A 22,291-nucleotide genomic window follows, 5' to 3' on the forward strand; every position below is an offset into this window, starting at 1 on the left:
AAATAAAGGCATGCAAAGATCATTTAATAATGCTAACACACCAAGCATTGAATCTTCAAGAATTGCAGTTCCGATCGGCACGACCCTCGACCGGTTCATCAAAAACAACCAGGACCAGTTTGCCTACGCCAGCGGGGAGCTTTCGCAATTGTTGCGGGATATCGCCCTGGCCTCTAAAGTTGTAAACCGCGAGGTGAACAAAGCGGGTCTTATCGACATCATGGGGGCAGTCGGTTCGCAAAACCTGGCCGGCGACGACCAGCAGAAGCTTGATGTGCTGGCCAACATCCGTTTTACGCGGGCGCTGACCAAAGGGGGAGAAGCCTCCGCGCTGGTGTCGGAAGAGCTGGATACCTTTGTAGACCTCAACAACGACGGCAAGTATGTTATTGCCATCGACCCGCTCGACGGCTCTTCCAACATCGACGTGAACGTTTCGATCGGTACTATCTTTTCTATTTACCGGCGTAAGAGCCCGGTGGGGACGCCGATCCAGGAAGAAGATATTTTGCAACCGGGCAGCGAGCAGGTGGCGGCGGGGTATGTGCTGTATGGTTCCTCGACGATGCTGGTCTATACGACAGGCCATGGTGTGAATGGCTTTACGTATGAGCCTACGCTCGGTGAATATTTCTTATCGCATCCCGACATGCGCATGCCCGTGGATGGGAAAATATACTCGGTGAACGAGGGGTCTGCCAATTCGTTTTCAGCGCCGATGAAGGCCTATATCCAGTATTGTAAAGATCAGCGCTATACGGCGCGCTATATCGGCTCGCTGGTGGCGGACTTTCATCGCAACCTGTTGAAGGGTGGTATCTACATTTATCCGGCGACAGCCAAAGATCCGAAGGGCAAGTTGCGGCTGATATACGAGTGCAATGCGCTCGCGTTCATTGCCGAGCAGGCCGGTGGTGCCGCCACGAATGGACACGAGCGGATACTCGACCTCACGCCGGCGACGTTGCACCAGCGTACGGCCTTTTACGTCGGGTCGCTCAACATGGTAGAGAAAGCGGGCGAACTGGAAAGCGCGTCTTAGGATGCTGCTTTTTCTTCAGTGCTTGTTTCGGCGGCGGTCAGAATTTCCGGGGCAAACTTCTGGATCAGCTCGTACCACTTGACGAGCTTCTTGATGTCCGAAACGTAGACGCGGCTTTCATCAAATTCCGGCAGTACGGATTTGAGGAAAGCTTTGAGCTCTGTGCTGTCGGCGTTGCCGTCTACGCCCGGGTCGGCGCCGTATTCTGCATGGATCTTTTTCAATACACCTTCCAATGCTACGGTACCTTCTTTTGTGGTGGTATAGATCGAGATCTCATTAAGCAGGGACAGGCGGTGGTTGGCGGTAGCGACCAGCTTGGTCCTGGCTTCGTCCAGGGATTCGAGGATGACGCCAGATTTGGTCGGGGCTACTACTTTAAACAATCCTCCTTTTCCGGAGATGGTCGCTAGTTCGGCTAAAGTCATACGGGAGTTTTCAGAGTCTAAGCGGCAAAGCTAAGGAAAGGATTGAAAAGTCCCAGGCTGTGCAAAAAGCTTTGCGTGCTATGCTTCCGGCGTCTCTTCCGGTGTTCGCTGAATGGCTTCGTCGATAAAGGTGAGCACATCTTCGCGACCCAATTTGGTTTCGGCGGAGGTCACCAATAGGGGGGGCGTTTCATCCCATTCTTCCAGCAGTGCCTTTTCGAACCGGCGAATGTTTTTGCTGAGGTCATTTTTACCCAGCTTGTCGGCTTTTGTAAAGATAATGGCCAGGGGCACCCCCTTGCTACCCGCCCAATTGATGAAGCTCAGATCGATCTTTTGCGGTTCGAGCCGGGAGTCTATCAGCACAAATAAACACGAAATGTTCTCGCGCTTGCCTACGTAATCTTCGATCATGCGGCCGAAACCTTCGCGGGTGCTTTTGCTTACGCTGGCATATCCGTAGCCGGGCAAGTCGACCAGGTACCAGGACTCGTTGATCAGGAAGTGATTGATTGTTTGGGTTTTACCGGGTGTGGCGGAGATCTTGGCGAGCTTTTTCTGCTGGGTCAATGCGTTGATAAGAGAAGACTTTCCTACGTTTGAGCGGCCTATAAAAGCAAACTCGGGCTTATCGGGGGCGGGGCATTTGCGGAGATCGGCATAACTGGAAATAAACTCGGCGGAAGTAATCTTCATCTGTTAAAGTAATAATTGAAGGGCAAAATACTAATAATGTAAGAACCGTGTAGTTTATGATCTATGTTTTCTGTTTAAAATCCCCACTTTTTAGTATCTTGGGGTACATTTTTATCATACCTTTAAGGTCAAAAATTTTTTAGCGATGTCCAGTATCCGCAGTGTACTGATTTTTTTAGCTTTTTTATTGGTGCTTTTTATCCCCGGTTTTAGTCAACAAGATCCTAAGGAGACAGCACGGGAGTATATGGAAGTTGCAGAGGGCATGATTGCTGAAACAAAAGCGATCGACGATGCCCGTGGCCTGATGGTTACGGCTGCCGACCTGGATACTACCTTTATCAAAGCGAACTTTGAAGCCGGCCGCTTACAGCTTTTAACCATCGGCAAAGACCTGGCGGTGAAGTATCTCAAGCGTGTCATGCGGCAGGATCCGGCGTACCGGTTCGACATCGAGTACCTGATCGGCCGAAGCTACCAGTATGGCGAGAACTTCGACATGGCCATTTATTACTACAACCTGTATAAAGACAAGCTCAGCAAGAAGTCCAACTATCAGGGCAAGGACAAAATAGATCTGGCGGTTGTCGACCGGGCTATTTATGAATGTCAGAATGGTAAGCAGTTCGTATCGAACCCGCAGAATTTTTCGATCGTCAACATTGGCCGGGAGATCAACTCCGAATTTGAAGATTATGCTCCGGTGTTTAACGAGACGGAGGACGAGGTGGTGTTTACGACGCGCCGCCGCGATGACAACTTGAACCAAAACGTGTTTGACGATAACAAACCGTGGGAAGATATTTTCTTTTCTACTAAAAAGGACGGCAAGTGGTCGTTTGCTAAAAACATCGGTGAGCCTGTGAACACGCCGTATCATGACTCTAACCTTTCGCTTTCGGCCGATGGTAATACGCTGTTCATTTTTAAGGATGACGGCGGTGGCGACATCTACTTCAGCGAGCGCACGAACGGTGTATGGAGCCCGCCCGCGCCGTTGCCGGGGATCATCAACTCGAGCTTTGAAGAAAAGTCGATCTCGATGTCTGCCGATGAAAAGACATTATATTTTTCCAGTAACCGCCCCGGTGGTTACGGTGGCCTGGATATATACCGTGCGACCAAAGACAGCAAGGGTGCCTGGTCGAATGTGAAGAACCTCGGTCCGAAGATCAATACGGAGGTCGATGACGACGGTCCGTTCATCGACTACGATGGGACCACGCTGTATTTCAGTAGCCGCGGCCGCAGAGGCATGGGCGGCTTTGACGTTTTCCGTGCGACGTTCGACCCGGCTTCGAACGAGTGGAGCGAACCTGAAAACCTGGGCTACCCGATCAACACACCGGACGACGACGTATTCTTTGTGGCGTCGAAAGACGGCAAGCGTGCGTACTATTCTTCTGTGCGGGAGGATGGCATGGGCTACCTCGATATCTATATGATCACCATTCCCGATGGTCTGAAGAACCTGGCGTCAAAGACAACGCCGACCCCGGTCAAAGAGCCCGATCCGATCAAAGAGCCTACGCCTGACCCGGTGACGGTGGCGCGCAACGATCAGACAAAAGAGCCCACTACGGTGGAGCCGGTGACACCGCCGGTGAACGATCCGACGAAGACAGATGCCACCAAACAACCGACGAAGGAGCCGGTAAAAACGGAGCCTGTTAAGACCGAGCCGAAAGTAGCGCCGGTGAAGAAGGAGACTATTCCGCTGAAGTACGAGGTGACGATCGTTGATTCAGACAGCAAAACACCGGTGAACGCGAAAGTAAAACTGGTGGGTGCGAAAGACAACGTGATCGTTCCGCTGACCAACAATGGCAACGGTGTGTATACCTTCTCGGTGAAGAGCCAGCAACCGAAGGACTATCGTTTGTCGGTGGATGCCGACGGTTACATCTTCGTGAACCAGAATGTGCGCATCGCGGGTGCTTCTACCGACGAAAAGACGGTGGGCCGCACGATCGAGCTGCGCAAGATCAGCATCGGCGCGACGTCTATTCTGCGGAACCTGTATTTTGATTTCGACAAAGCTACGTTCCAGACCGAATCGTATACCGAGCTGAACAAGCTCGAGGCGATGATGCGGTCGAACCCTGATATGCAGATTGAAATAGGCGGGCATGCGGACGCTGTCGGTACCAAAGCTTACAACCTGTTCCTGTCACGCAAGCGCGCGGAGGCGGTAAAAGACTATCTGACCAAAAAAGGCGTTGACGCACGTCGCATCAAAGCCACGGGATATGGTAAGTCCAGGCCGCTGGCCAGCAACGACGACGAGGAGGAGGGGCGTGAGCTGAACCGCCGCGTCGAGTTTACGGTGCTGAAATAAGCGCCTGACGGCGCGCTGTGATTCCCTTAAAACCCCCTACCTTCGCGGCGGGGATCACCGCTATGACAGTCGTTCCATATAAAGAACAAAACACCGGCAAAAAGGAGCAGGTGGCCAGGATGTTTGACAACATCAGCCACCGGTATGACTTTTTGAATCATTTTCTCAGCATGGGCATTGACCGTGGATGGCGCCGCAAGGCTGTCAATCTGCTAAAGGCCCAAAAGCCCCGTCACATCCTCGACGTGGCCACCGGTACGGGCGACTTTGCCATCCAGGCGCTGAGCCTCAATCCCGAAAAGATCACGGGTGTCGACATTTCCGAAGGCATGCTGGAAGTTGGGCGCAAAAAACTGCGCGAGCGCAAGCTGGACCAGAAGATCACGCTGCTGAGCGGTGACTCTGAAAACCTGCCGTTTGAGGATGCTTCGTTCGATGCCGTGACCGTGGCGTTTGGTGTACGCAACTTTGAGAATCTGGAACGGGGTTTACAGGAGATCCACCGCGTATTACGGCCAAACGGCCGGATCGTGGTGCTGGAATTCTCGCGCCCGCGTAAATTTCCGTTCAAGCAGGTATACCATTTTTACTTTCGGTTCGTTTTGCCTAAAATAGGAAGCCTGGTTTCGAGCGACAAGTCCGCCTATACTTACCTGCCTGAGTCTGTAGCGGCTTTTCCGGATGGAGAGGACTTTGTTCGCATCTTAACCACGGTCGGTTTTAAACAGACACAATGCAGATCTCTCACATTTGGAATAAGTTCTATATACACAGGCACAAAGTAGGTGTTGTCCTTTGCCTACTGTTTTTGTGGGGCGGTGCTGCAGCACAAACGACGATGGGAAAGCGGGCCCGCTGGGCACCGCGCAACAATCCTAACTACGACAACCGTAAGCTTACCTATGGCTTTCTCATCGGGATCCATAGCTCGGCGTTCAAGTTAAAATATTCCGACCCGTTTGTCAGCCAGCAGTTCGACTCCGTGCACTCTGTTATCGGTGCCTGGTCGGGTGGGTTCTCGCTGGGGTTTATTGTCAACTATCGTCTGGATGACCAGGTGGATGTGCGGCTTACGCCCAAAGTGGGGTTTTATGAGAACAAGGTAAGTTATCTTTATACCGACAAGACCCCGCGGGAAGACTTGCTGCTGGAAAGTACCATGGTGGAGTTTCCGCTGTTGCTGAAATATAAATCCCAACGGCGTGGGAACATCCGCATGTATATGATCGGGGGTGTCACACCTGCGATCGAAGCGTCGGGTAAGAAAAACGGTAAAAACGGTGAGTCGCTGGAGATCACCGGCAGCAACCTGAGCCTGGAGGGTGGTTTTGGATTCGACCTGTATTACCCGTTGTTCAAGTTCTCGCCGGAGATCCGTTTCTCTCATGGTCTGTTCAACATCCTCGACAATAAAAACAATATTTACGGGCAGCCGTTGAAAAGTATAACGACGAATACCGTTACGGTATACTTCCTGTTCCAATAGTTTAGTCTTTGCGTATGCAGAAAAGAATAGCCCTGATCACGGGTGCGACATCCGGCATCGGCGAGGCCACGGCCCGGTTGCTGGCCGCCCACAACTTTGAACTCATTCTATGCGGTCGCCGCCGCGAGCGGTTGGATGTCTTGCAGCAGGAGCTGACGGCGCACACCCGGGTAACGACGCTGTCGTTTGATGTGCGCGAGCATGCGGACGTACAGCGTGCGATCGCATCGCTGCCGGCGGAGTGGCGCGCCATCGATGTATTGATCAACAATGCGGGCAATGCGCATGGTCTCGACCCGATACAAACCGGAAGCCTGGCGGATTGGGATGCGATGATCGATATCAACGTAAAGGGACTTCTGTATGTATCGAAAGAGGTGCTTCCGGTCATGACGGGCCGGCAGTCGGGGCACATCATCAACCTGGGCTCTATTGCGGGGAAGGAAGTATACCCCAACGGCAATGTATACTGCGCCAGCAAGTTTGCCGTCGATGCGTTGACCCGCGGCATGCGGATGGACTTGAATGCCTACGGTATAAAAGTGACGTCCATCAATCCGGGACTTGTGGAAACGGAGTTTTCGCTTGTGCGCTTTAAGGGCGATGAAACAAAGGCTTCTGCGCCCTATCAAGGCATGACGCCACTGAAAGGGACAGACATTGCCGACATCATTCTATATGTATTGCAAGCGCCGCCGCATGTGGTGCTGGCGGATATTACGGTTTTCCCCACGGCGCAGGCGAGCAGCACGCAGGTGAAGCGCGGATAAGTGTTGTTAGAGAAGCTGGGCCAGTGTGCCTTCGTGGATGTCGTGGCCTCCGTCGAAGGTCAGGCGGTTGGGGGTGACGTTCAGCCTGGCCGAGAGCGTTTCCATCTCGGCAAATCGTTCGTCTGTCAGGAACGGATCAGATGTGCCGTGTACCAATACAACTTCTTTGTCTTTTAATACTTCGCGTCCTGTTTCGAGGTCCATATCGGGCGGAAAGATCCCTGCCCAGAGGATGAGCCGGTGAAACGGAATATGGCCATTGATGGCCCAGCGTGTGGCCGTCGCGGCGCCTTGCGAGAAGCCGAGGATGGTTACTTGCAACGGATGGGACAGCGGGATCTCGTGCTGGTATACGGCATTCAGATAGTGTATGTAATTATCGATGTCCATCTGCCGGTTTTCGCGGGTCATCCATGTGGCACCTACACGGTTGTTGCCGCTCTGCATGCGCGTGGTGACGTCTTCCAGATAAAAGCGCGAGAGGGCTTCGGGGGCGACAACGCAGATGCCGGCGTCTTCGAGGGTGCGGAATTTACGGGCAAAGTACTGGGCGAGCTGGCCGTAGCCGTGCAGGACGAACCATACGTGCTTTGTGTGCCCGGTGATGGTGCCGAGCTTTTGGTAGCGGGCGCGGGTGGTGAAGGTGACTTCGTGCTGCATATTTGACGAAGATACGAATAAATGCTGCCGGGCTGGTGTTTGACTTTGTGCGAGGTGCGGTGGCTGGTGATGGCTGTTGCCTGTGCGGCTCGAAAACAATTTGTGGGGCGGTCGGGGTCGGGAGACCGCCCTCCATTCTTGCACGAATGGTGCTGGGCACGAGTCGCCCTCCCGTTGGTCGGAAGACTCGCGCCAGATACTAATGTATATAGGGGCTTCGCCCCTATGACCCAAACTTTTCTGTGCCGAATATCATAACACGAAATTATTAATCCACTACTTGGATCTTATGACAGTACCTCGCGCCAGATGCGCATTATATGTAGGGGCTACGCCCCTACTATACCGATAAAGCTTAATTCAATTAGAAATAAAAAAGCCTTCCGTGGGAAGGCCTTTTTGTTGTTATTCTTTCGGGGGTGTTGCGATCAGCGTTTGAAGCCGAGGGCGCTGCCGCCGCAGTATGTTGTCGAACCGTCGAAGGTATACTGGATGTAGTAGATGCCGGTGGTGTTGCACGGATAGGCAATGGCCGACACGAACTGACCGTTGATCTTGCTGGTAGCTACTTTGTTCCGGTTAGAGTCGAAAAGGCTTACCACGATGCCGTCTGTGGGCTGGGCCGAAGCGCAGATGTTGATCATATATTGTGTGCCTTTGGTGAACACATATGAATACTCCACGAAATCCTTTCCTCCTTTTTCGATCTTATAGCTTTTCAGAAAGTTAAATCCTTCGGCCAGTTTGGGAATACACTGGTTGCTCAGGGCTTCCGAGTTGCACTGTCCGATAACTTCCAATGTGCTCAGAACGAAAACGGATAGAACAATAAACATTAACTTTTTCATAGGACGCCTGTATTTCTTATTCTTAGCTTATGATATAATCTTGGTTCTGATGGAAGAGGTAACCGCGCTGATGCTGGCAATATCTTCGGGAGTAATTTCAATCGTGCTTGTGCTGTTATCTTTGATAACGGCTACTCCGTTCACGATCTCCATCGTAGATTCTTTGTACGTGTACGTGATCTTAACTTTGTCGTACACTTTCTTCAGCTCTTCCATGTCAGTCAACAATGATGCCATGTTTTGGTCCGACTCCTTGTAGAAGGAGAGGAGGAGCATGATGCTTTCGAGGATGATCTTCTGCTCGCCGATCGTTTCTTTCAGCTGCTGATTGTCGGGGTTTGCCATAGCAGTAGCACAGGTTATGTGCAGCGCTTCCAGCCAGCCACCGGTCAGGAACAGCACGCTGAGGTTTGCGCGGCCCTGCGATTGCAGATAGTGGTTGATGGTGTTGAAGTTCTGGGTGGTGATCAGCAGCAGCGAGTCGAGGTTCTTGCTGTTGGTGGCCAGGCGGCCGATGGTTTCGATGTCGAAGAACTGACCGATGCTCAGACCGTCTGCCAGGGTTTTGATAGAAGCCATGTACTTCACACCGTCCTGGTTCTGCTCGTAGATGTTAGTGTAGCCCAGGTCGGTACCATAAAGGCCCAGGTTGAGGGCTTTTTTGTAGTTGGTGTTGTACTTGGAGGTGTTGTCCGGAGAGTTGAGGTAAGAGGCGTTATACTTCTTGCCCGATTCTTTCAGGAGCACGGAGATCTCCAACGGACTGGGGATCTGTTGAAGAATGTCGCCAATGACTTCTTCGGATATGGTAGGGCCTTCGGTTTTAGCCGAATCTATCTCTTCCAGGAAGGCTTGTTCGTCGGGTTTCTTACCTCCGCAAGCAGACAGTAGGATTGCCAGACAGAGCCCGATAGGTAATATTCTCATACAGAGTGATTAAATGATATAAAATTATCAGTTTACAAATTTAAAAATTAAGCATTCCTGGCCAAAATGTTACCTGCATGCTTTATTTCTTTTTTGCCTTCGGCAGGCTCAGCTTGCCCTCGATCTTGTCGAAGGACTCGATAAACTTACGCAACAGCTCGAAGTAAAGGGTTATGTACAGCAAGCCTGCCATGATCCAGATGACCAGCAGGTCGAACCAATAGGTGCTGAACGAGATGCCCAGGAACTCCTTTTCCGGTGCGAAAAACTGTGCCCGGTAGTCCAGCGGACCTTTGGGTGCGGGTGGCAGGAACACGGGGTTGATCTGTTGAATAAGCTCTCCGTTGAACTCGATGATCCGGTTCTTTTCGTTCACGTTCTTCACCAGGTCGGCCAGGCTTTCGTTGAAGTAGTTGTTCTTGTAGTCGTTCAGCTTGTAGTCGGGATCTTTCTCCAGTTGGAGGATCACGTTCTCACGGGCTGCCACGGCTTTGTTATACGCGCCCTGGTAGAACTTCTTGTAGGCGATGAGGAAATCTTCCAGCTTCTTGTTAAAGGCCGGTGTGAAGTCTTTCAGCGTCCAGTCGGCGGCCAGCTCCTTCTCCAGACCCTTTTTGAAGTAGTCCTTGCGCAAGGTGGCTTCGATGATGGTCAGGTCGCTTTGCAGCTTCTGCCGGACCGAGTCCGCCTTTTCGTCGAGGTTGGCGGCGATGTCGCGGCGCTTCTTGTCAAGCTCGTCCACCAGGAAGGAGGAACGGAAGTCGGCTTGCGCTTCGATCTTCTCGAAGGTGTAATAGGGTTTCTCGTACGAGTTCTCTTTGAACTGGTACACGGCCAGGGCCTCGTAGGCCCACCGGGAGGCCATCATATCGGCCACGATGGGTACTTTGCCTTTGGTGCTGATCAGGTCGTTGAGCTTGTCGAAGCTGAACAGCAAACCGCTCAGGATCATCTGCGGAATGAGCAGCAGCGGGATCATGACATACACGGTAACGGCCGAGTTGAAGGCCGACGAGATGTTCAGACCGAGCACGCTGGCAAAACACGACGTTGTGAACAATACCAGCCAGAAGGGCAGGAGCATGCTCCACTCGATCTCCAGGATGAGGTTGCCGATGAGGACGAACAAGAACGTCTGGATGGCCGACAGGGTGAACAGGATCCACACTTTCGACATGAGATAGCTGTTCCAACTCAGGTTGAGGAACGACTCGCGACGCAGGATCTTCCGGTCGCGGATGATCTCTTCGGCACTTACCGTGAGGCCCATAAACAACGCCACGATTATGCTCATGAGCATGAAGGCGGGGAAGTTGTCGTTGAAGCGGAAGATGTATTCTTTACCCCCCGGTGCGCTGCGGTATTTGATGATGAAGGCAAGGATGATGGCCAGCAGCGGTGCTTCGAGCAGGTTGATCAACAAATACTGCTTGTTGCTGAGCTTCGACAGTGTATCGCGCGTCGCGAAGACAAGTGTCTGGCGCAGTTTGTTGGGGAGTGTCAACGAGTGCGGCGGTTCTTCGCGCACGTCTTCGACCTTGTTGATCTTGAAGCGTTCTTTGTACAGGTCATACCACTGCGGCGGGGTGATCTTGCGCTTGTTGGTTGGCTGCCCGTACTCGTCGACCACCTTGGCCTCGATGATGTTGAAGATCTGCTCGGGGTTTACGTTACCGCAGGTCTCGCATTGGCCGCGGTTGCTGTCTACCTGGTGCGTCGACTTTTTAAAGTATGTTACGGCTTCCACCGGCGGACCGTAGTACGCCGGGTAGCCGCCGGTGTCCATGATGATCATCTTGTCGAACATCTTGTAGATGTCTGACGAAGGCTGGTGGATCACGACAAAGATCAGCTTGCCCTTAAACGAGAGCTCTTTGAGCAAGTCGATGACGTTTTCGGAGTCGCGCGACGAGAGGCCCGACGTGGGCTCGTCGAGGAAGAGGATGGCGGGCTCGCGGATCAGCTCGAGGGCGATGTTGAGGCGTTTGCGCTGGCCACCGCTGATGGTCTTGTCCAACGGATTGCCCACGCGCAGGTCTTTGCGCTGGTCCAGGCCGAGGTTTTCCAATACCTCCATGACGCGCTGGTGCAGTTGCTCTTCGGTAAAGTCGGCAAAGCACAGCTTGGCGTTGTAGTACAAGTTCTGGTAGACGGTCAGCTCCTCGATGAGCAGGTCGTCTTGCGACACATAGCCGATGACCCCATGGATCCGGTCTTTTTCGGTATTGATGTCGAAGCCGTTGATGAGGATCTGGCCCGTGGTAGGCTGTACAAGGCCGGCCATGACGTTGAGCAGGGTGGTCTTGCCGGCGCCGGAGGCGCCCATGATGCCGATGAGCTTACCGGGGCCTTCGGAGATCCGCACGTTGCGCAGGCCGATGCCGCCGTTGGCGAACTTCAGCTCGTCGATGGTGACATTGAAAGACAGCTTGGTGGTCTTGAGCTCTTCGTTGTAGTTGGCCACGAGGTCGCTGTAATACAACGCGTCGCCGCCCTGGGTCTTGATGGTGCTGCCGTGTGAGAACAAATACACACGGTTGGGCTGCATCATGAAGCCGTTCAGTACGTTCGACTCCTCGCCCAGGTATTTGGTGAAGTACATTTCGACTCCGCGTACGCGCATGAAGATGAGCGTGCCGCCGATGTGTCCGTGTACGTGTTTATAGATCTTGCCTTCTTCGCCGCGGGCGGCGGAGTTGAGCAATAAGATGTCTGCAAAGTTGAGTGTCGTGGGGTCTTCCGCGCGCACGAAGCTTTCGATGAGATCGTATTCCTCCTGCACGATATTAAATACGGTGGAGACGGTATTGATGATCTCCATCCGTTGGGCGGTAAAGTTCTTGTCGGTGCTGACCAGTTCCAGCAGCTTGATCAATACAACGACCTTCTGCTTTTGCGTGAGGGTCTTGTTGATCTTCTTACAGATGCCCAGTGTCTTTACGGAATCTTTTACAGAGGTCAGCTTCTTTTTTCCCTCTTCCTCGTCGTCTGCTTTACCGTAACCGGAAAATTGGTCATAGAGGTCCAGGTATTCTTTTACAGAATCCTGGTCGAGTTCCGTCTGGAAGAAGTTTATAACGTATTGCCGCTCTCCTTCAGTAGCGCCGCCATCCTGTTTTGTGATAATCGCAAAAAGCTGGGTGAGGGCTTTGAGTATTTCTTCACTCATGGTTAGAAAGCAATTTTATAAGTATAAAAAAATATCGGTTATCAGCCTCCCGCAACCCGGTTAAAGGGGCCCTTTTACGACTGATAACCGATTACCATACAGTGGGCTTCGTACCCCACGGTAGCCATTAATAGGTCTTAAACTCGAACGGAATCTCTACCAGCTCAGAGAACTCCTGGCCGGCTTCTTCCATGTCTTCGTCGTCTTCATGGAAGTACCATACGATGCGCATTCCCTTGATGTCTTCGAGGGCAGAGAGCACATCCAGGATCAGCTTCGAAGAAGCCGTGTTGAAGTATTCCAGCTTGAACACGAACTCTGTGGCAGGGTGGGGTTCGGCGCCATACTTGGCGATCCATTCCAGCACCGGGCGGTAGAATTCAGCAGAATCTTCAGGGAGCGAACGGCCGGAGATCTCAAAGATTCCGTTTTTCTTATCGAGGATTATTTTCGGGGTGTCTTCTGTTCCTTCCAGATTCAAAATTTCCATGGTATAAGTCTATTTAGATTGTTCTATAATTCAATGATGTTATTCGCTGTCGCGCGGTACGTTCACTTTCAGACAGAAGAAGCAGTACTCGGCAGACATTTCCGGGAATTCGAATTCCAGTTTTTCTCCTGACTTTCTGGCCATATCCACGAACCCCAATCCGGCGCCACCTTTTTCGGAGATGGTTGTATTCTTAATGATCTCTTTATATAAATCTTTCAGGCCTTCTTTTTCCAATCCGTTGATACGCTCGAGGGCGGCTTGCAGTTTGGAAACATTCTCCTTGCGGATGGGGTTGCCGGACATGATCGAATACCGGTTTGCCTCTTTACCGATGAGGAAGATCGCCGCATGGCTGCGCATCTGTCCTTCGACCAATTCGTCGCTGTGTTTAACAATATTCTGGAGAGCTTCGACCATCACATTAAATACCTTGCGCTTAATGCTAGACTCTTCCCCGGAAGAATCGAGATTTCGCTCGGCCATGGATAGTATGGACTTGGTGCTCTCCTGGGTAAAGTCACCCTGATAGACCAGAATGAGTTTCTGTGACATCATGGTGCGGTGCAGGTCATAAATGAATTTCATGCGTCAGAAGATTTGATTAAGTTGAGGTTCACTAAGTTAAAATTTATTTTTTACCAGACCTTCCCGGGCTTATAAAACCCCGGAATTCCGATGTCAGACATTAGAATTTTATGCCGATCAATAACACGTCGTCTGTTTGTTTATGATCGCCACGCCAGTTCTCCCATTCTTCGTCGAAGACACTGACTGCGTCGTGCATCGACCCCGTGTGGACGCGTTCGACAATCTCGCGTGTGCGCTTCGGTCCGAACTTCCGGCCTTCGGGACCACCGAACTGGTCGGGGAATCCGTCGGAGCTGAAGTAGATCGAATCGCCTGCGCTGAGCTCGACTTTTGTATTGGTAAAGTTAGTCTGGTTCTTATAGATACCACCACCGATGGGGAACTTATTGCCCTTTACCTCCTCCATTGCGCCATTTTTCATGACGTATAGGGGGCGGTGGGCGCCGGCGTATTCCACTTCGCGGGTTTCCATGTTGATCTTGCAGAGCGCTATATCCATACCGTCTTTGGTGGTGGAGTCTTCGTCCTGGCGGAGGGTTGTCGTTACCCCTTCGTCCAGCAGGTCGAGGATCTTGCCGGGTTCGGTGATCTTCCGGCTGCGCACGATGTCGTTCAGCAGGAAGTAGCCGATCAGGGACAACAACGCACCCGGTACACCGTGTCCGGTACAGTCTACGGCGGCGATAAAGATCTCGTCTTTGATCTGAACGAACCACGGGAAGTCACCGGATACCACGTCGCGGGGTTTATACAAGATGAACGAGTCGGGTAACGCCCGGTTGATCACTTTGCTGTTGGGGAGGATCGCCGTCTGGATACGCTTCGCGTAGTTGATACTTTCGGTGATCTTTTTGTTCTTGTTCTGGATCTCGAGCTCGATCATTTTCCGCTCGGTAATATCGTGCGATACCACGAGGACGGATTCGAGCTTGTTCGACTCGTCGAATTCGGGGATGGCGTTCACCTGCATGATGCGCTTGCCCATTTCTGAGGGGAAGTCCATTTCGGTGTCGGCCTTTTCATTGGTCGCATTCACTTGTTCTACGACCTTGAGCCAGCCTTCCAGTACGGCGGTGTCGAGCTCGGCATCCTGCACCTTGCGGTTGAGGAAGTATGCGGGCTCTTTGCCGGTGTACTCCTGGATCACCGGGTTGATATAGGAGATCGAGTCGCCTTCGAGGCGGGTGATGAGGTCGAGCGAGTTTTCCGAGAGAGCTTGCATTTTCGAGCGCATGCGCTGCTCCTGCTCGGCCCGGCGGCGTTCGGTAATGTCGCGTGAGTTGAGGATGAAGCCGTGGATGGCCGGGTTGGCCATACAGTTGGTTCCGGTAGACTCCAGCCAGATGAAGCTGCCGTCTTTGGTGCGGTATTCGTACTGCACGGTTACCTTCTCATCGGGCGACTCTTTCATTTGAGTGAAGAGCTCGCGGAATGTATCGCGGTAGTCGGGGTGTACCTTGTCGATGTCGCTTTTTGCGATCATCTCTTTCTGGCCGTAGCCTAGGATGGTCTCTACCGACGGCGAGATATAGCGGATGCTTTCGTCTTCTTCGTAGATGGTGATCACCTCGGAAGCGTTTTCCAGCAACAGCTGCATGCGGCTCTGGGTGCGGTTCACTTCTTCGATCTGCTCTTCCAGTTTCTGGTTCGAGCGTTGCAGCTCCTCCTGCGTGGCCTGCATTTCTTCGGCGTTCTGGCGCAGTACTTCCTGCTTTTCCTTGAGCTCGTTACTCATCTCCTGCGACTCGGCCAGCAGCCTGCGTGTGCGCTCGTTCACTTTGATGTTAAAGATGGTACGGGCCAGGATGAGGGAAAGCTCTTGTACGAACTTAACCTGCGACGCGTCGAAGCGGCGGAAGCCGGCAAATTCGAGTATGCCGTACACTTCTTCGTTGGTGATCAGCGGTACGATGAGGATACATTGCGGGCGTTGGTCGCCGAGGATACCCGAGGTGATGGTGACGTAGTCATCGGGTATTTCGGTGCGCAGTACGGTATCTTTTTCGGCAGCGGCCTGGCCTACCAGGCCTTCGGCCACACGGAATTTTGCTTTGAGGTATTTTTTACGGTTGTATGCATAGCTTGCGCGCATTTCGATCAGGGCCGGCGTTGTCTCGTCATTTACGACGTAGAAGGCCCCCTGGATCGCGCCGATCTTTTCGAGAATAAACCGGATGACATCGTCGCCCAGCTCGTCGATGGAGTCGTGCATACGCAGGATCTCGCTGATCTCGGCCACACCGCGTACAATCCAGTTGCGTTCTTTATCCTGGCGTTCGTTCTCGATGAGGTTGTCGCGCATTTCGATGAGCGACTTGCCGAGGATGTCGTTTTCGCTGGCGGGTGTAAACTCGGTGTCGTATTTACCTTCGCCGATGCGTTTTGCAAACTCGGCGTTGCCGCGCAGGGTTTGTACGAGCTCATCTACTTTGTTGCCCATCTGGCCGAATTCGTCGCTGTTGCGTTGCTCGGTGGTTTCGGGCAATACACCTTGTGCCACCAGGCCGATCGTCGTGCGCATAGAATGCAGCGGGCGCATGAGGGAGCGTGAGAACATCATCGAAAGGAACACCGCGAGGGCTACGATGCACAGGCCGGCATACACGAACAGGCTGGTGAGCTTGCCGTCGTGGCTGTGTACTTCATCCAGGTTGATCTTTCCCACCAGGGCGAAGCCACCGTGCGAGAGCTTGCGGCCTACCTGCAGTACGGCATTGCCGTGCAGGTCTTCGCTTTCGCCCGGGAGAGACTTGCCGTCTACCAGTTGGGCAAAGCCTTTCATGAAGTGGTTTGTGGTGTCGTGCGGAATGATGGCCGACGAGGTGTCGGCACGTTGCGGGCTGACGATGGCAATTTTGCCGGTGCCGGGATAGACGCGACCCAACAGCAACTCGCCGCTGGTGCCCAGACCGTGGTAGTTCTTCAGCACGCGGTAGGGGTGCGTCAGGTCCAGGGTGATAATGATGAGCTGTTGCGTGCCGCTGGCGTCTGTTACCGAGCCGGCTACATACGAAAAAAAGTTCTTTGTACGCTTGTCGCGGATAACTTCCGAAAAATAAATGTCGCTTTTAGCTTTTTCAAAGATGTGGCCGTCCTGATCGATGAAGTTGCCTTTGATCGTCGGATCTGTAGACGCTACTACTGCGCCGTTATCTGACGTAATGGTGATCTGTGCTACGTCGAGAATTGACTTTTGATCGTTGAGGTAATCCAGCAGGGGATTGCCGCTACCCGTGGGTTCTTCCAGCACAGCGGTCGTATCGGGCTCGGCGGAAGGTTCCGGGGAGGGGGGCATCATGGCCATCATGGCGGCCATCGGATCATCTGCCGGTGCTGCGCTGGTACTACCGTCGCCGCTCTTCAGGCGTTCGGAGCTTTGCAGTACGCGTACCGCCAACGCTGCCTTGTCGAAGAACGTATTCAGATACGCGGCGCGGTTATCGACCAACGCCGCCAGTGTGGCCGAGTACTTTTCCTCGTTGGCCTTACGGTGATAGTCATAGCTGAAAAAACTGATCGAGGCGACGGCCACGAGCGACACCATGAGAATAAGAATCGTAATTCTGGTGGTGATGTTTATGCTTTTCATCATACGTGTTCGGCGCTGGTACTATGCTTTGGTTGAAATTTTATCGGCCACCAACTGTGCGGCTTCCTCCACGAACTTGCGCTGGTCTTCCGTGATATTCGTAAAGGAGGCAATCTCAACGATTCCGAGCACTTGCGCTTGTTGTTTTATAGGAACGATCAATAAGTAGCGGGGAGAGGCGCTGCCGAGGCCGGAGATGATCTTGATATACCCGGCCGGGACGTCGTCCACATACAGTGTACGGGCGCTGGCGGCGGCCTGGCCTACGAGGCCCTCGCCGAATTCAAACCTGATCACGGTGCTTTCGCCTACGGCGAGGGCGTAGCCGTTGTGGAGCTCGACGGTGCGTTTGCCGTCATCCTCGCGTGCGAGGTATAACGCGCCCTGGCCGGCATCCAGCTGTTTGCAGATGGCCTGCAGGCCGTTGTTGAGTATATCCTTTTGGTTGCGTGCCTGCTGCAGGCTGTTTTTTACGGTGTCGAGGCTGATGGATGTTTTGCCGGCTTGTTCGGCTTCGTCACGTTTGGCCTGGGCGGCGTCGATGACGCGGTCGCGCATGACCACCACTTCTTTCTGGTAGCGCAGGGATGCGGTAAGCGTCAGGGCTCCGAGCAGGAACGTGGCGCCGATGGTCAGGTAGATGCCGGTGAAGGCAGGCTGATAGCCGTCGGTCAGACGCAATTCGGCGGGGAGCGAGTAGATCAGGTACAGCGAAATAATGATCCCGGCCATAAAGAGCACTGCCAGGATGACATTGAGATAATATCGATCGTTAAATAAGCCTGTCATCGGTATTGTTTATCTAATTCCTTTAAAAACTCTACTATCTGATCCACCTTCAGCACGTGGTCGATCTTGGTCACGGCCAGGGCGGCTTTCGGCATGGTATCGATCATACATTCAGACGGCTCCTGCACAATGGTGAGGCCGCCGCGGTCGTGTATATGTTTCATGCCCAGGGCGCCGTCTTTGTTGGCGCCGGAAAGCAGGATACCAATCAGCTTGTCTTTGTAAACAAAGGCGCTGGTGCCGAGCGTAATGTCAATGGCGGGCCGGGAGTTGTTGATCATCTCTTCGGTAGAGAGAGCAAAGTGAAGTCCCAGTTCGACAGACATATGGTAATTGGCCGGGGCCAGGTATACGCTTCCTTTCTTTATATTTTCCTTATCGTGCGGCTCGGTCACTTGTACCACGCTCTTGATGGAGAGCGCTTCCACGAAGCCGTTCCGCACGTGTTTGAGCCGGTGCAGGCACATAATGATGGGCAATGGGAATCCCTTCGGTAACTGCGACAGGATCTTTACCACACCCTGGAAGCTGCCTGCTGACCCACCGATAACAACGGCCTTATAGCTGTTATTTAGGTTGAACTTACTCATTCGTCAAAGTGCAGCTTCGCTTAGTCTTTTATTTTCTTATATATCTTCTCCTCATTGTTTACGACAATGAATCGGCTGGCATAGTCGCACCAGATCAATGATTCTTTCGAACCGATCGCCAGGTATCCGTATTTGAACAAGCTCTCGTGGAACTTCTTCAGTACTTCGTTCTGCAAGTTCTGGTTGAAATAGATCATCACATTGCGGCACAGTACCAGATCGAACTTATTGAAGATCTCGCCCAGCACCAGGTCGTGGCGGCGGAAGGAGACGTTCATGAAAAGGTCTTTGTGGAAGACGGCGTTGCCGTTCTCTTCGCGGTAATAATCTTTAAAGCTTTTGGTACCCTGGAACCGGATGTAGTTTTTCTCATTCAGTTCCATGTTCTTGATGGGGTATGTGGCTTGCTTGGCGCGCTCGAGGATGTTTACATCGAGGTCGGTAGCGATCAGCGTCACATCGTGCAGGATGCCCATCTCCTGGAGCATGATGCACATGGAAACAACCTCTTCGCCCGACGAGCAGCCTGCGTGCCAGATCTTAAACTGTTTGTGGTTGAGCTGGATGGCGGGGATGATCTCTTCGCGCATGATACGCCAGAAGCTCGGGTCACGAAACATTTCAGTAACATTGACCGTGAGCTCGTCGAGGAACTCGTTGATAAAGGCTGGTTGTTCGGTTATTTTCTTCAGGAGCGCATCCACCGAAAGCTTCTTCAACTCCATGATCCGGAGCACACGTCGTTTGAACGACGACATGGCATAATTCCGGAAGTCATAGTTGTACTTCTGGTAGATGAGCTCTGAAATCTTTTTTAGGTCGGCTATGTCGATATCGAGCATGTACAGGTCTTTATAAAGGAACCCAAAATTAAGTGCTATTACGAACCGGGGGGTGGATTTGACAGTGAAATCTTACATGTGTTCAAAACCACCCGAAGGCCGCGTTTTTCTTACAATAATGAAATTAAGTAATTCATTCTAATTAGTTGAAAAAAAGGCATTTAAAAACTTAAAATGCCTGCGGGAAACGTGTAGATTCATGCTATGCCCATGCGGCATAGACAAGGTTGATGGGCCGTCTCACACACGGCATACACGTCTTTATTTTATCCTTTCCGGTCGAGTTCTTCCTGTGTGATGCGCAGGGCCTCCAGGTTTACCCGGAAGGTCTTTTCCACCTCTTCGGCTACCTGCCAATCGTCGCTGCGAACGGGCTTCTGGGCAACCGTTGTTTTGAGCGACTCGATGGTCTTTTCGTAGTCGGCCTCCCGTGCGCGGAATGTGCGGGCTGCCTGTTCCAACGCTTCGGCTGGCGAAACGAGGCCTTTCCGTTCTTCTTCGAGCGATTGAATGCGGGCGATATACCCTTGCTCTTTGCGGGCTATCTCTTCCTGGGTGGCTTGCAGCTCCTCCATGTTCTGGCGCATCTCCTCTTCCTGTGCGCGCATCTCCTCTGTCTGTTGCTGGAACTGTTCGATCAGGTGTTTATTCTTCTGGGCCGATTGTACCGAGGCGATCGTAGAAGCGATGGTCTCGCCGAGGCGTTCGACGAACGCGATCTCGTGCGGCTGGTATTCGTGGAAGGATGCGAGCTCGACGATGCCGTATACTTTCGTGTCGATCTTCAAGGGCACGATCAAAATAGCCCGGGGGTTGGCGTCGCCTAACCCGGAGGTGATCCGGACGTATTCGTCGGGGAAGCTCGTGTAATAATTTGTGTCTTTTTCAAGAAAGGTCTGTCCCAGCAGGCCTTCACCCGGTTTGATGCGACGGCTCTCGTGTTTCTTGATGTCGTACGCAAAGAGCGAGACCAGCTCGAGGTGCACATCGTGCTCGTCGTCGTCGTTGAGAATGTACAGTCCGCCCTGGTTCGAGCGCGTGTACTGCACCAGTGATGCGATGATCTGGTCGCCGAGCACGCGGATGTTATCACTGGATGAACGCAGGATATCCACAAACTTGGTGAGCCCTTCGTTGGCCCACTGGCGTCTGCGCTCCTCTTCGTTCAGGTCCTTGAGCTTTACCTGCATATCGATGAGCGAGTCGGCCAACTTGTTCTTGCCGCGGTTGTAGCCGTTGTCGAGCGAATCGCGGTAGTCCATTGAAAGGTCGCCCTTGCCAATGGCTGTTACGAAGTCGGTCGCGTCTTTGAGGCTTTCGAGTGTTTCATTGATCTGGCCGGCCAGCTTGCCGAGCTCGTTCGAGGGTAAATTATACACTTGTTCGTGGCGCGCAGAGGTCTCGGTCAACCGACGGATCGTACGCAGCACAAAGCGGTCGAAGCAATAATACAAGGCGGCCAGCAAGGCGATGTTGAAAAGAATGATGATCGTTACCCAGTTTTCCACGGCGCGCTTGTCGCGGGCGACTTCGTCTTCGAGGTCGTTGAAGAGATTGTCATACCAATGCGCCAACGTAATGGCCAGGCTTTCCTGACGCAGGCGGGCTTCGGCGGCCACGGCGGGGTCAGGCTGAACAAAGGCAGGAGTGCCCACGGCGGCTACCGGCTCAGGTGTAACGACGGCAGCTTGTGTGCTGTCGGTCTGTGTCGTGTCGTCGGTCATAACCGGTGCGGGTGCCGGTGTGGCGGCGGTTGTCTCAACGGCCTTTCGTACGGGGAGTAAGGTTGTAACGGTTTCTTTGTATTGATTCCAATACCGCATGAGGTTGTCATACGAAATGCGGGGGAGGCGTGCCAGCGGTTTGAGGATGACGTCGGTGCGGCTGATGCGGCCACCGTTGCCGAGCACTTCCAGTTGTGCATCCTGGTGTACGAGGCGTGCCTGAATGTCGACGGCAGTGGTTGTGTCTTGTGGACGGAATCGCTGCACGAGCAGCGAGATCTGCTGGCTGGAGAGCTGTGTACTGCGGGTGAAGTCGAGCTTTTGTTCTACTTCGTCGAGGGTGTTGATCTTGTGCCGGAGAATGAAGTACTCGGCGATAAAAAGCACAGCGATCAGCAGAAGCAGATAGAGACCGATCTGGCGGAGGGATTTGTCACGCAGAAACTTCATGGCGAGCAAGTAAACTAAAATACGCTAAACCCCAAAATTTACCAATTTATGGCCATGTAGGGTCACAGGCAGATTGTTAGAGATTATCCTTTGAAAAGGCAAAGGGCAGGAGGGAGGCGGCGGTAGGGGTCTTCACCCACCGGTTATCGGGCGCCAGGAACACTACTTCGATGGGGCTTCCCTGCCGGTGCTCGAACTCGAGCATCACTTGTCGGCACGGCCCGCACGACGCTGCCGACACTACTGGCGCCACGCCGCCGCGCAGCGCTACCACTGCCAGCTTGCGGATCGTCATGCCGGGATACTGGGCCGTTGCTGCATAAATAGCCACCCGCTCGGCGCACATGCAAGAAGGGTATGCTGCGTTCTCCTGGTTTGCGCCTGTCACGATGACACCATTGTCGAGCAGCAGTGCCGTGCCCACATGAAACTGTGAGTATGGGGCATAAGCGTTTGCTGTGGCTTTTACTGCGGCTTGTACAAGCTGCTGGTCGCCGGGGTGGAGGTCCTCGAGGTGATCCAGAATGGTGAAATTACCCATGTTATATTTTGTGGCGTTACTGTATCAGATTCCGCAGCGGCGGGGCCTGGTTATCAAAGCTAGGGAAAGCTGTAGGAATAACAATATGGTTGTGGGGGGCGGCCGGACTGATTACACCTTCGGGCGAAGGCGGTCGGGAGACCGCCACCATCCGCCAGTAGTCGGACACGGTACGGGGCACCGGTCGGAAACCGGCGCCAGAGATGGGGTTTGGAGTAACTTTGCTGCGGCTTATCCCTGGCTTTGGGGTGGCTTTGGTATGGCGAAATATCGCTATAAGGTCGCTATAAGGTCACTGTAAGGTCGCTGTAAGGTCGCGAT

General features: G+C 53.0%; 19 protein-coding genes. 5 read left to right on the forward strand and 14 right to left on the reverse strand.

Going from position 1 to position 22,291, the window contains the following annotated elements; translation table 11 throughout:
- Positions 1-10: 10 nt before the first annotated feature.
- The gene (fbp, locus tag KK078_RS27085; protein ID WP_254093476.1) at positions 11-1,042 is read left to right on the forward strand and encodes a class 1 fructose-bisphosphatase; all 1,032 of its coding nucleotides are present in this window, start codon (positions 11-13) and stop codon (positions 1,040-1,042) included.
- On the opposite strand, the gene KK078_RS27090 is transcribed toward fbp, so the two are convergent.
- Both KK078_RS27090 and yihA read right to left on the reverse strand, forming a co-directional pair.
- The gene (locus tag KK078_RS27090) at positions 1,039-1,470 is read right to left on the reverse strand and encodes a DUF5606 family protein (RefSeq protein ID WP_254093477.1); all 432 of its coding nucleotides are present in this window, start codon (positions 1,468-1,470) and stop codon (positions 1,039-1,041) included. The two genes, fbp and KK078_RS27090, sit on opposite strands and share 4 nt — an antisense overlap.
- A gap of 78 nt (positions 1,471-1,548) precedes the next feature.
- Positions 1,549-2,166, reverse strand: coding sequence for a ribosome biogenesis GTP-binding protein YihA/YsxC (gene yihA / locus KK078_RS27095; RefSeq protein WP_254093478.1), 618 nt, complete (start codon positions 2,164-2,166; stop codon positions 1,549-1,551).
- Between the two features lie 247 nt (positions 2,167-2,413).
- On the opposite strand from yihA, the gene KK078_RS27100 reads away from it, so the two are divergent.
- From KK078_RS27100 to KK078_RS27115, 4 genes are all read left to right on the forward strand, one after another.
- On the forward strand, positions 2,414-4,504 hold the full coding sequence (locus KK078_RS27100; RefSeq protein WP_254093479.1) for an OmpA family protein: 2,091 nt from the start codon (positions 2,414-2,416) through the stop codon (positions 4,502-4,504).
- A gap of 62 nt (positions 4,505-4,566) precedes the next feature.
- Complete coding sequence (gene ubiE, locus KK078_RS27105; protein ID WP_254093480.1) at positions 4,567-5,289, forward strand: bifunctional demethylmenaquinone methyltransferase/2-methoxy-6-polyprenyl-1,4-benzoquinol methylase UbiE; 723 nt, start codon at positions 4,567-4,569, stop codon at positions 5,287-5,289.
- On the forward strand, positions 5,238-5,990 hold the full coding sequence (gene porT / locus KK078_RS27110) for a type IX secretion/gliding motility protein PorT/SprT (protein ID WP_449508541.1): 753 nt from the start codon (positions 5,238-5,240) through the stop codon (positions 5,988-5,990). The genes ubiE and porT overlap by 52 nt, the downstream gene beginning before the upstream one ends.
- Positions 5,991-6,004: 14 nt before the next feature.
- Positions 6,005-6,760, forward strand: a complete 756-nt coding sequence (locus KK078_RS27115) for an SDR family NAD(P)-dependent oxidoreductase (RefSeq protein ID WP_254093482.1) — start codon at positions 6,005-6,007, stop codon at positions 6,758-6,760.
- A gap of 6 nt (positions 6,761-6,766) precedes the next feature.
- On the opposite strand, the gene KK078_RS27120 is transcribed toward KK078_RS27115, so the two are convergent.
- The 12 genes from KK078_RS27120 to cdd all read right to left on the reverse strand — a co-directional run bounded on the left by KK078_RS27120 (position 6,767) and on the right by cdd (position 21,970).
- Positions 6,767-7,420: an alpha/beta hydrolase gene (locus tag KK078_RS27120; protein WP_254093483.1), complete on the reverse strand. Its 654-nt coding sequence runs from the start codon at positions 7,418-7,420 to the stop codon at positions 6,767-6,769.
- A gap of 428 nt (positions 7,421-7,848) precedes the next feature.
- Positions 7,849-8,268 carry a hypothetical protein gene (locus KK078_RS27125; protein ID WP_254093484.1) on the reverse strand — a complete coding sequence of 140 codons (420 nt, stop codon included), beginning with the start codon at positions 8,266-8,268 and terminating at the stop codon, positions 7,849-7,851.
- Between the two features lie 27 nt (positions 8,269-8,295).
- Positions 8,296-9,195: a hypothetical protein gene (locus KK078_RS27130; protein WP_254093485.1), complete on the reverse strand. Its 900-nt coding sequence runs from the start codon at positions 9,193-9,195 to the stop codon at positions 8,296-8,298.
- A gap of 82 nt (positions 9,196-9,277) precedes the next feature.
- On the reverse strand, positions 9,278-12,364 hold the full coding sequence (locus KK078_RS27135; protein WP_254093486.1) for an ATP-binding cassette domain-containing protein: 3,087 nt from the start codon (positions 12,362-12,364) through the stop codon (positions 9,278-9,280).
- Between the two features lie 127 nt (positions 12,365-12,491).
- Positions 12,492-12,854 (reverse strand): DUF1987 domain-containing protein, encoded by a 363-nt coding sequence (locus tag KK078_RS27140; RefSeq protein WP_254093487.1) that lies wholly within the window; start codon positions 12,852-12,854, stop codon positions 12,492-12,494.
- A 39-nt stretch (positions 12,855-12,893) separates the two neighbouring features.
- Positions 12,894-13,442, reverse strand: a complete 549-nt coding sequence (locus tag KK078_RS27145; RefSeq protein ID WP_254093488.1) for a SiaB family protein kinase — start codon at positions 13,440-13,442, stop codon at positions 12,894-12,896.
- A 100-nt stretch (positions 13,443-13,542) separates the two neighbouring features.
- Complete coding sequence (locus KK078_RS27150) at positions 13,543-17,037, reverse strand: PAS domain S-box protein (protein ID WP_254093489.1); 3,495 nt, start codon at positions 17,035-17,037, stop codon at positions 13,543-13,545.
- An 18-nt stretch (positions 17,038-17,055) separates the two neighbouring features.
- The gene (locus KK078_RS27155) at positions 17,056-17,823 is read right to left on the reverse strand and encodes a GAF domain-containing protein (RefSeq protein ID WP_254093490.1); all 768 of its coding nucleotides are present in this window, start codon (positions 17,821-17,823) and stop codon (positions 17,056-17,058) included.
- A complete protein-coding gene (locus tag KK078_RS27160) occupies positions 17,820-18,413 on the reverse strand; it encodes a chemotaxis protein CheB (protein ID WP_254093491.1) in 594 nt (197 codons plus the stop codon). Before KK078_RS27160 ends, KK078_RS27155 begins: the two co-directional genes overlap by 4 nt.
- A gap of 20 nt (positions 18,414-18,433) precedes the next feature.
- Positions 18,434-19,255 (reverse strand): CheR family methyltransferase, encoded by an 822-nt coding sequence (locus KK078_RS27165; RefSeq protein WP_254093492.1) that lies wholly within the window; start codon positions 19,253-19,255, stop codon positions 18,434-18,436.
- A 266-nt stretch (positions 19,256-19,521) separates the two neighbouring features.
- Complete coding sequence (locus KK078_RS27170) at positions 19,522-21,429, reverse strand: GAF domain-containing protein (RefSeq protein ID WP_254093493.1); 1,908 nt, start codon at positions 21,427-21,429, stop codon at positions 19,522-19,524.
- A gap of 76 nt (positions 21,430-21,505) precedes the next feature.
- On the reverse strand, positions 21,506-21,970 hold the full coding sequence (cdd, locus tag KK078_RS27175; protein WP_254093494.1) for a cytidine deaminase: 465 nt from the start codon (positions 21,968-21,970) through the stop codon (positions 21,506-21,508).
- Positions 21,971-22,291 lie beyond the last annotated feature (321 nt).

Origin of the sequence: Dawidia soli (assembly GCF_018598185.1) — a bacterium.
GTDB lineage: Bacteria > Bacteroidota > Bacteroidia > Cytophagales > Cyclobacteriaceae > Ohtaekwangia > Ohtaekwangia soli.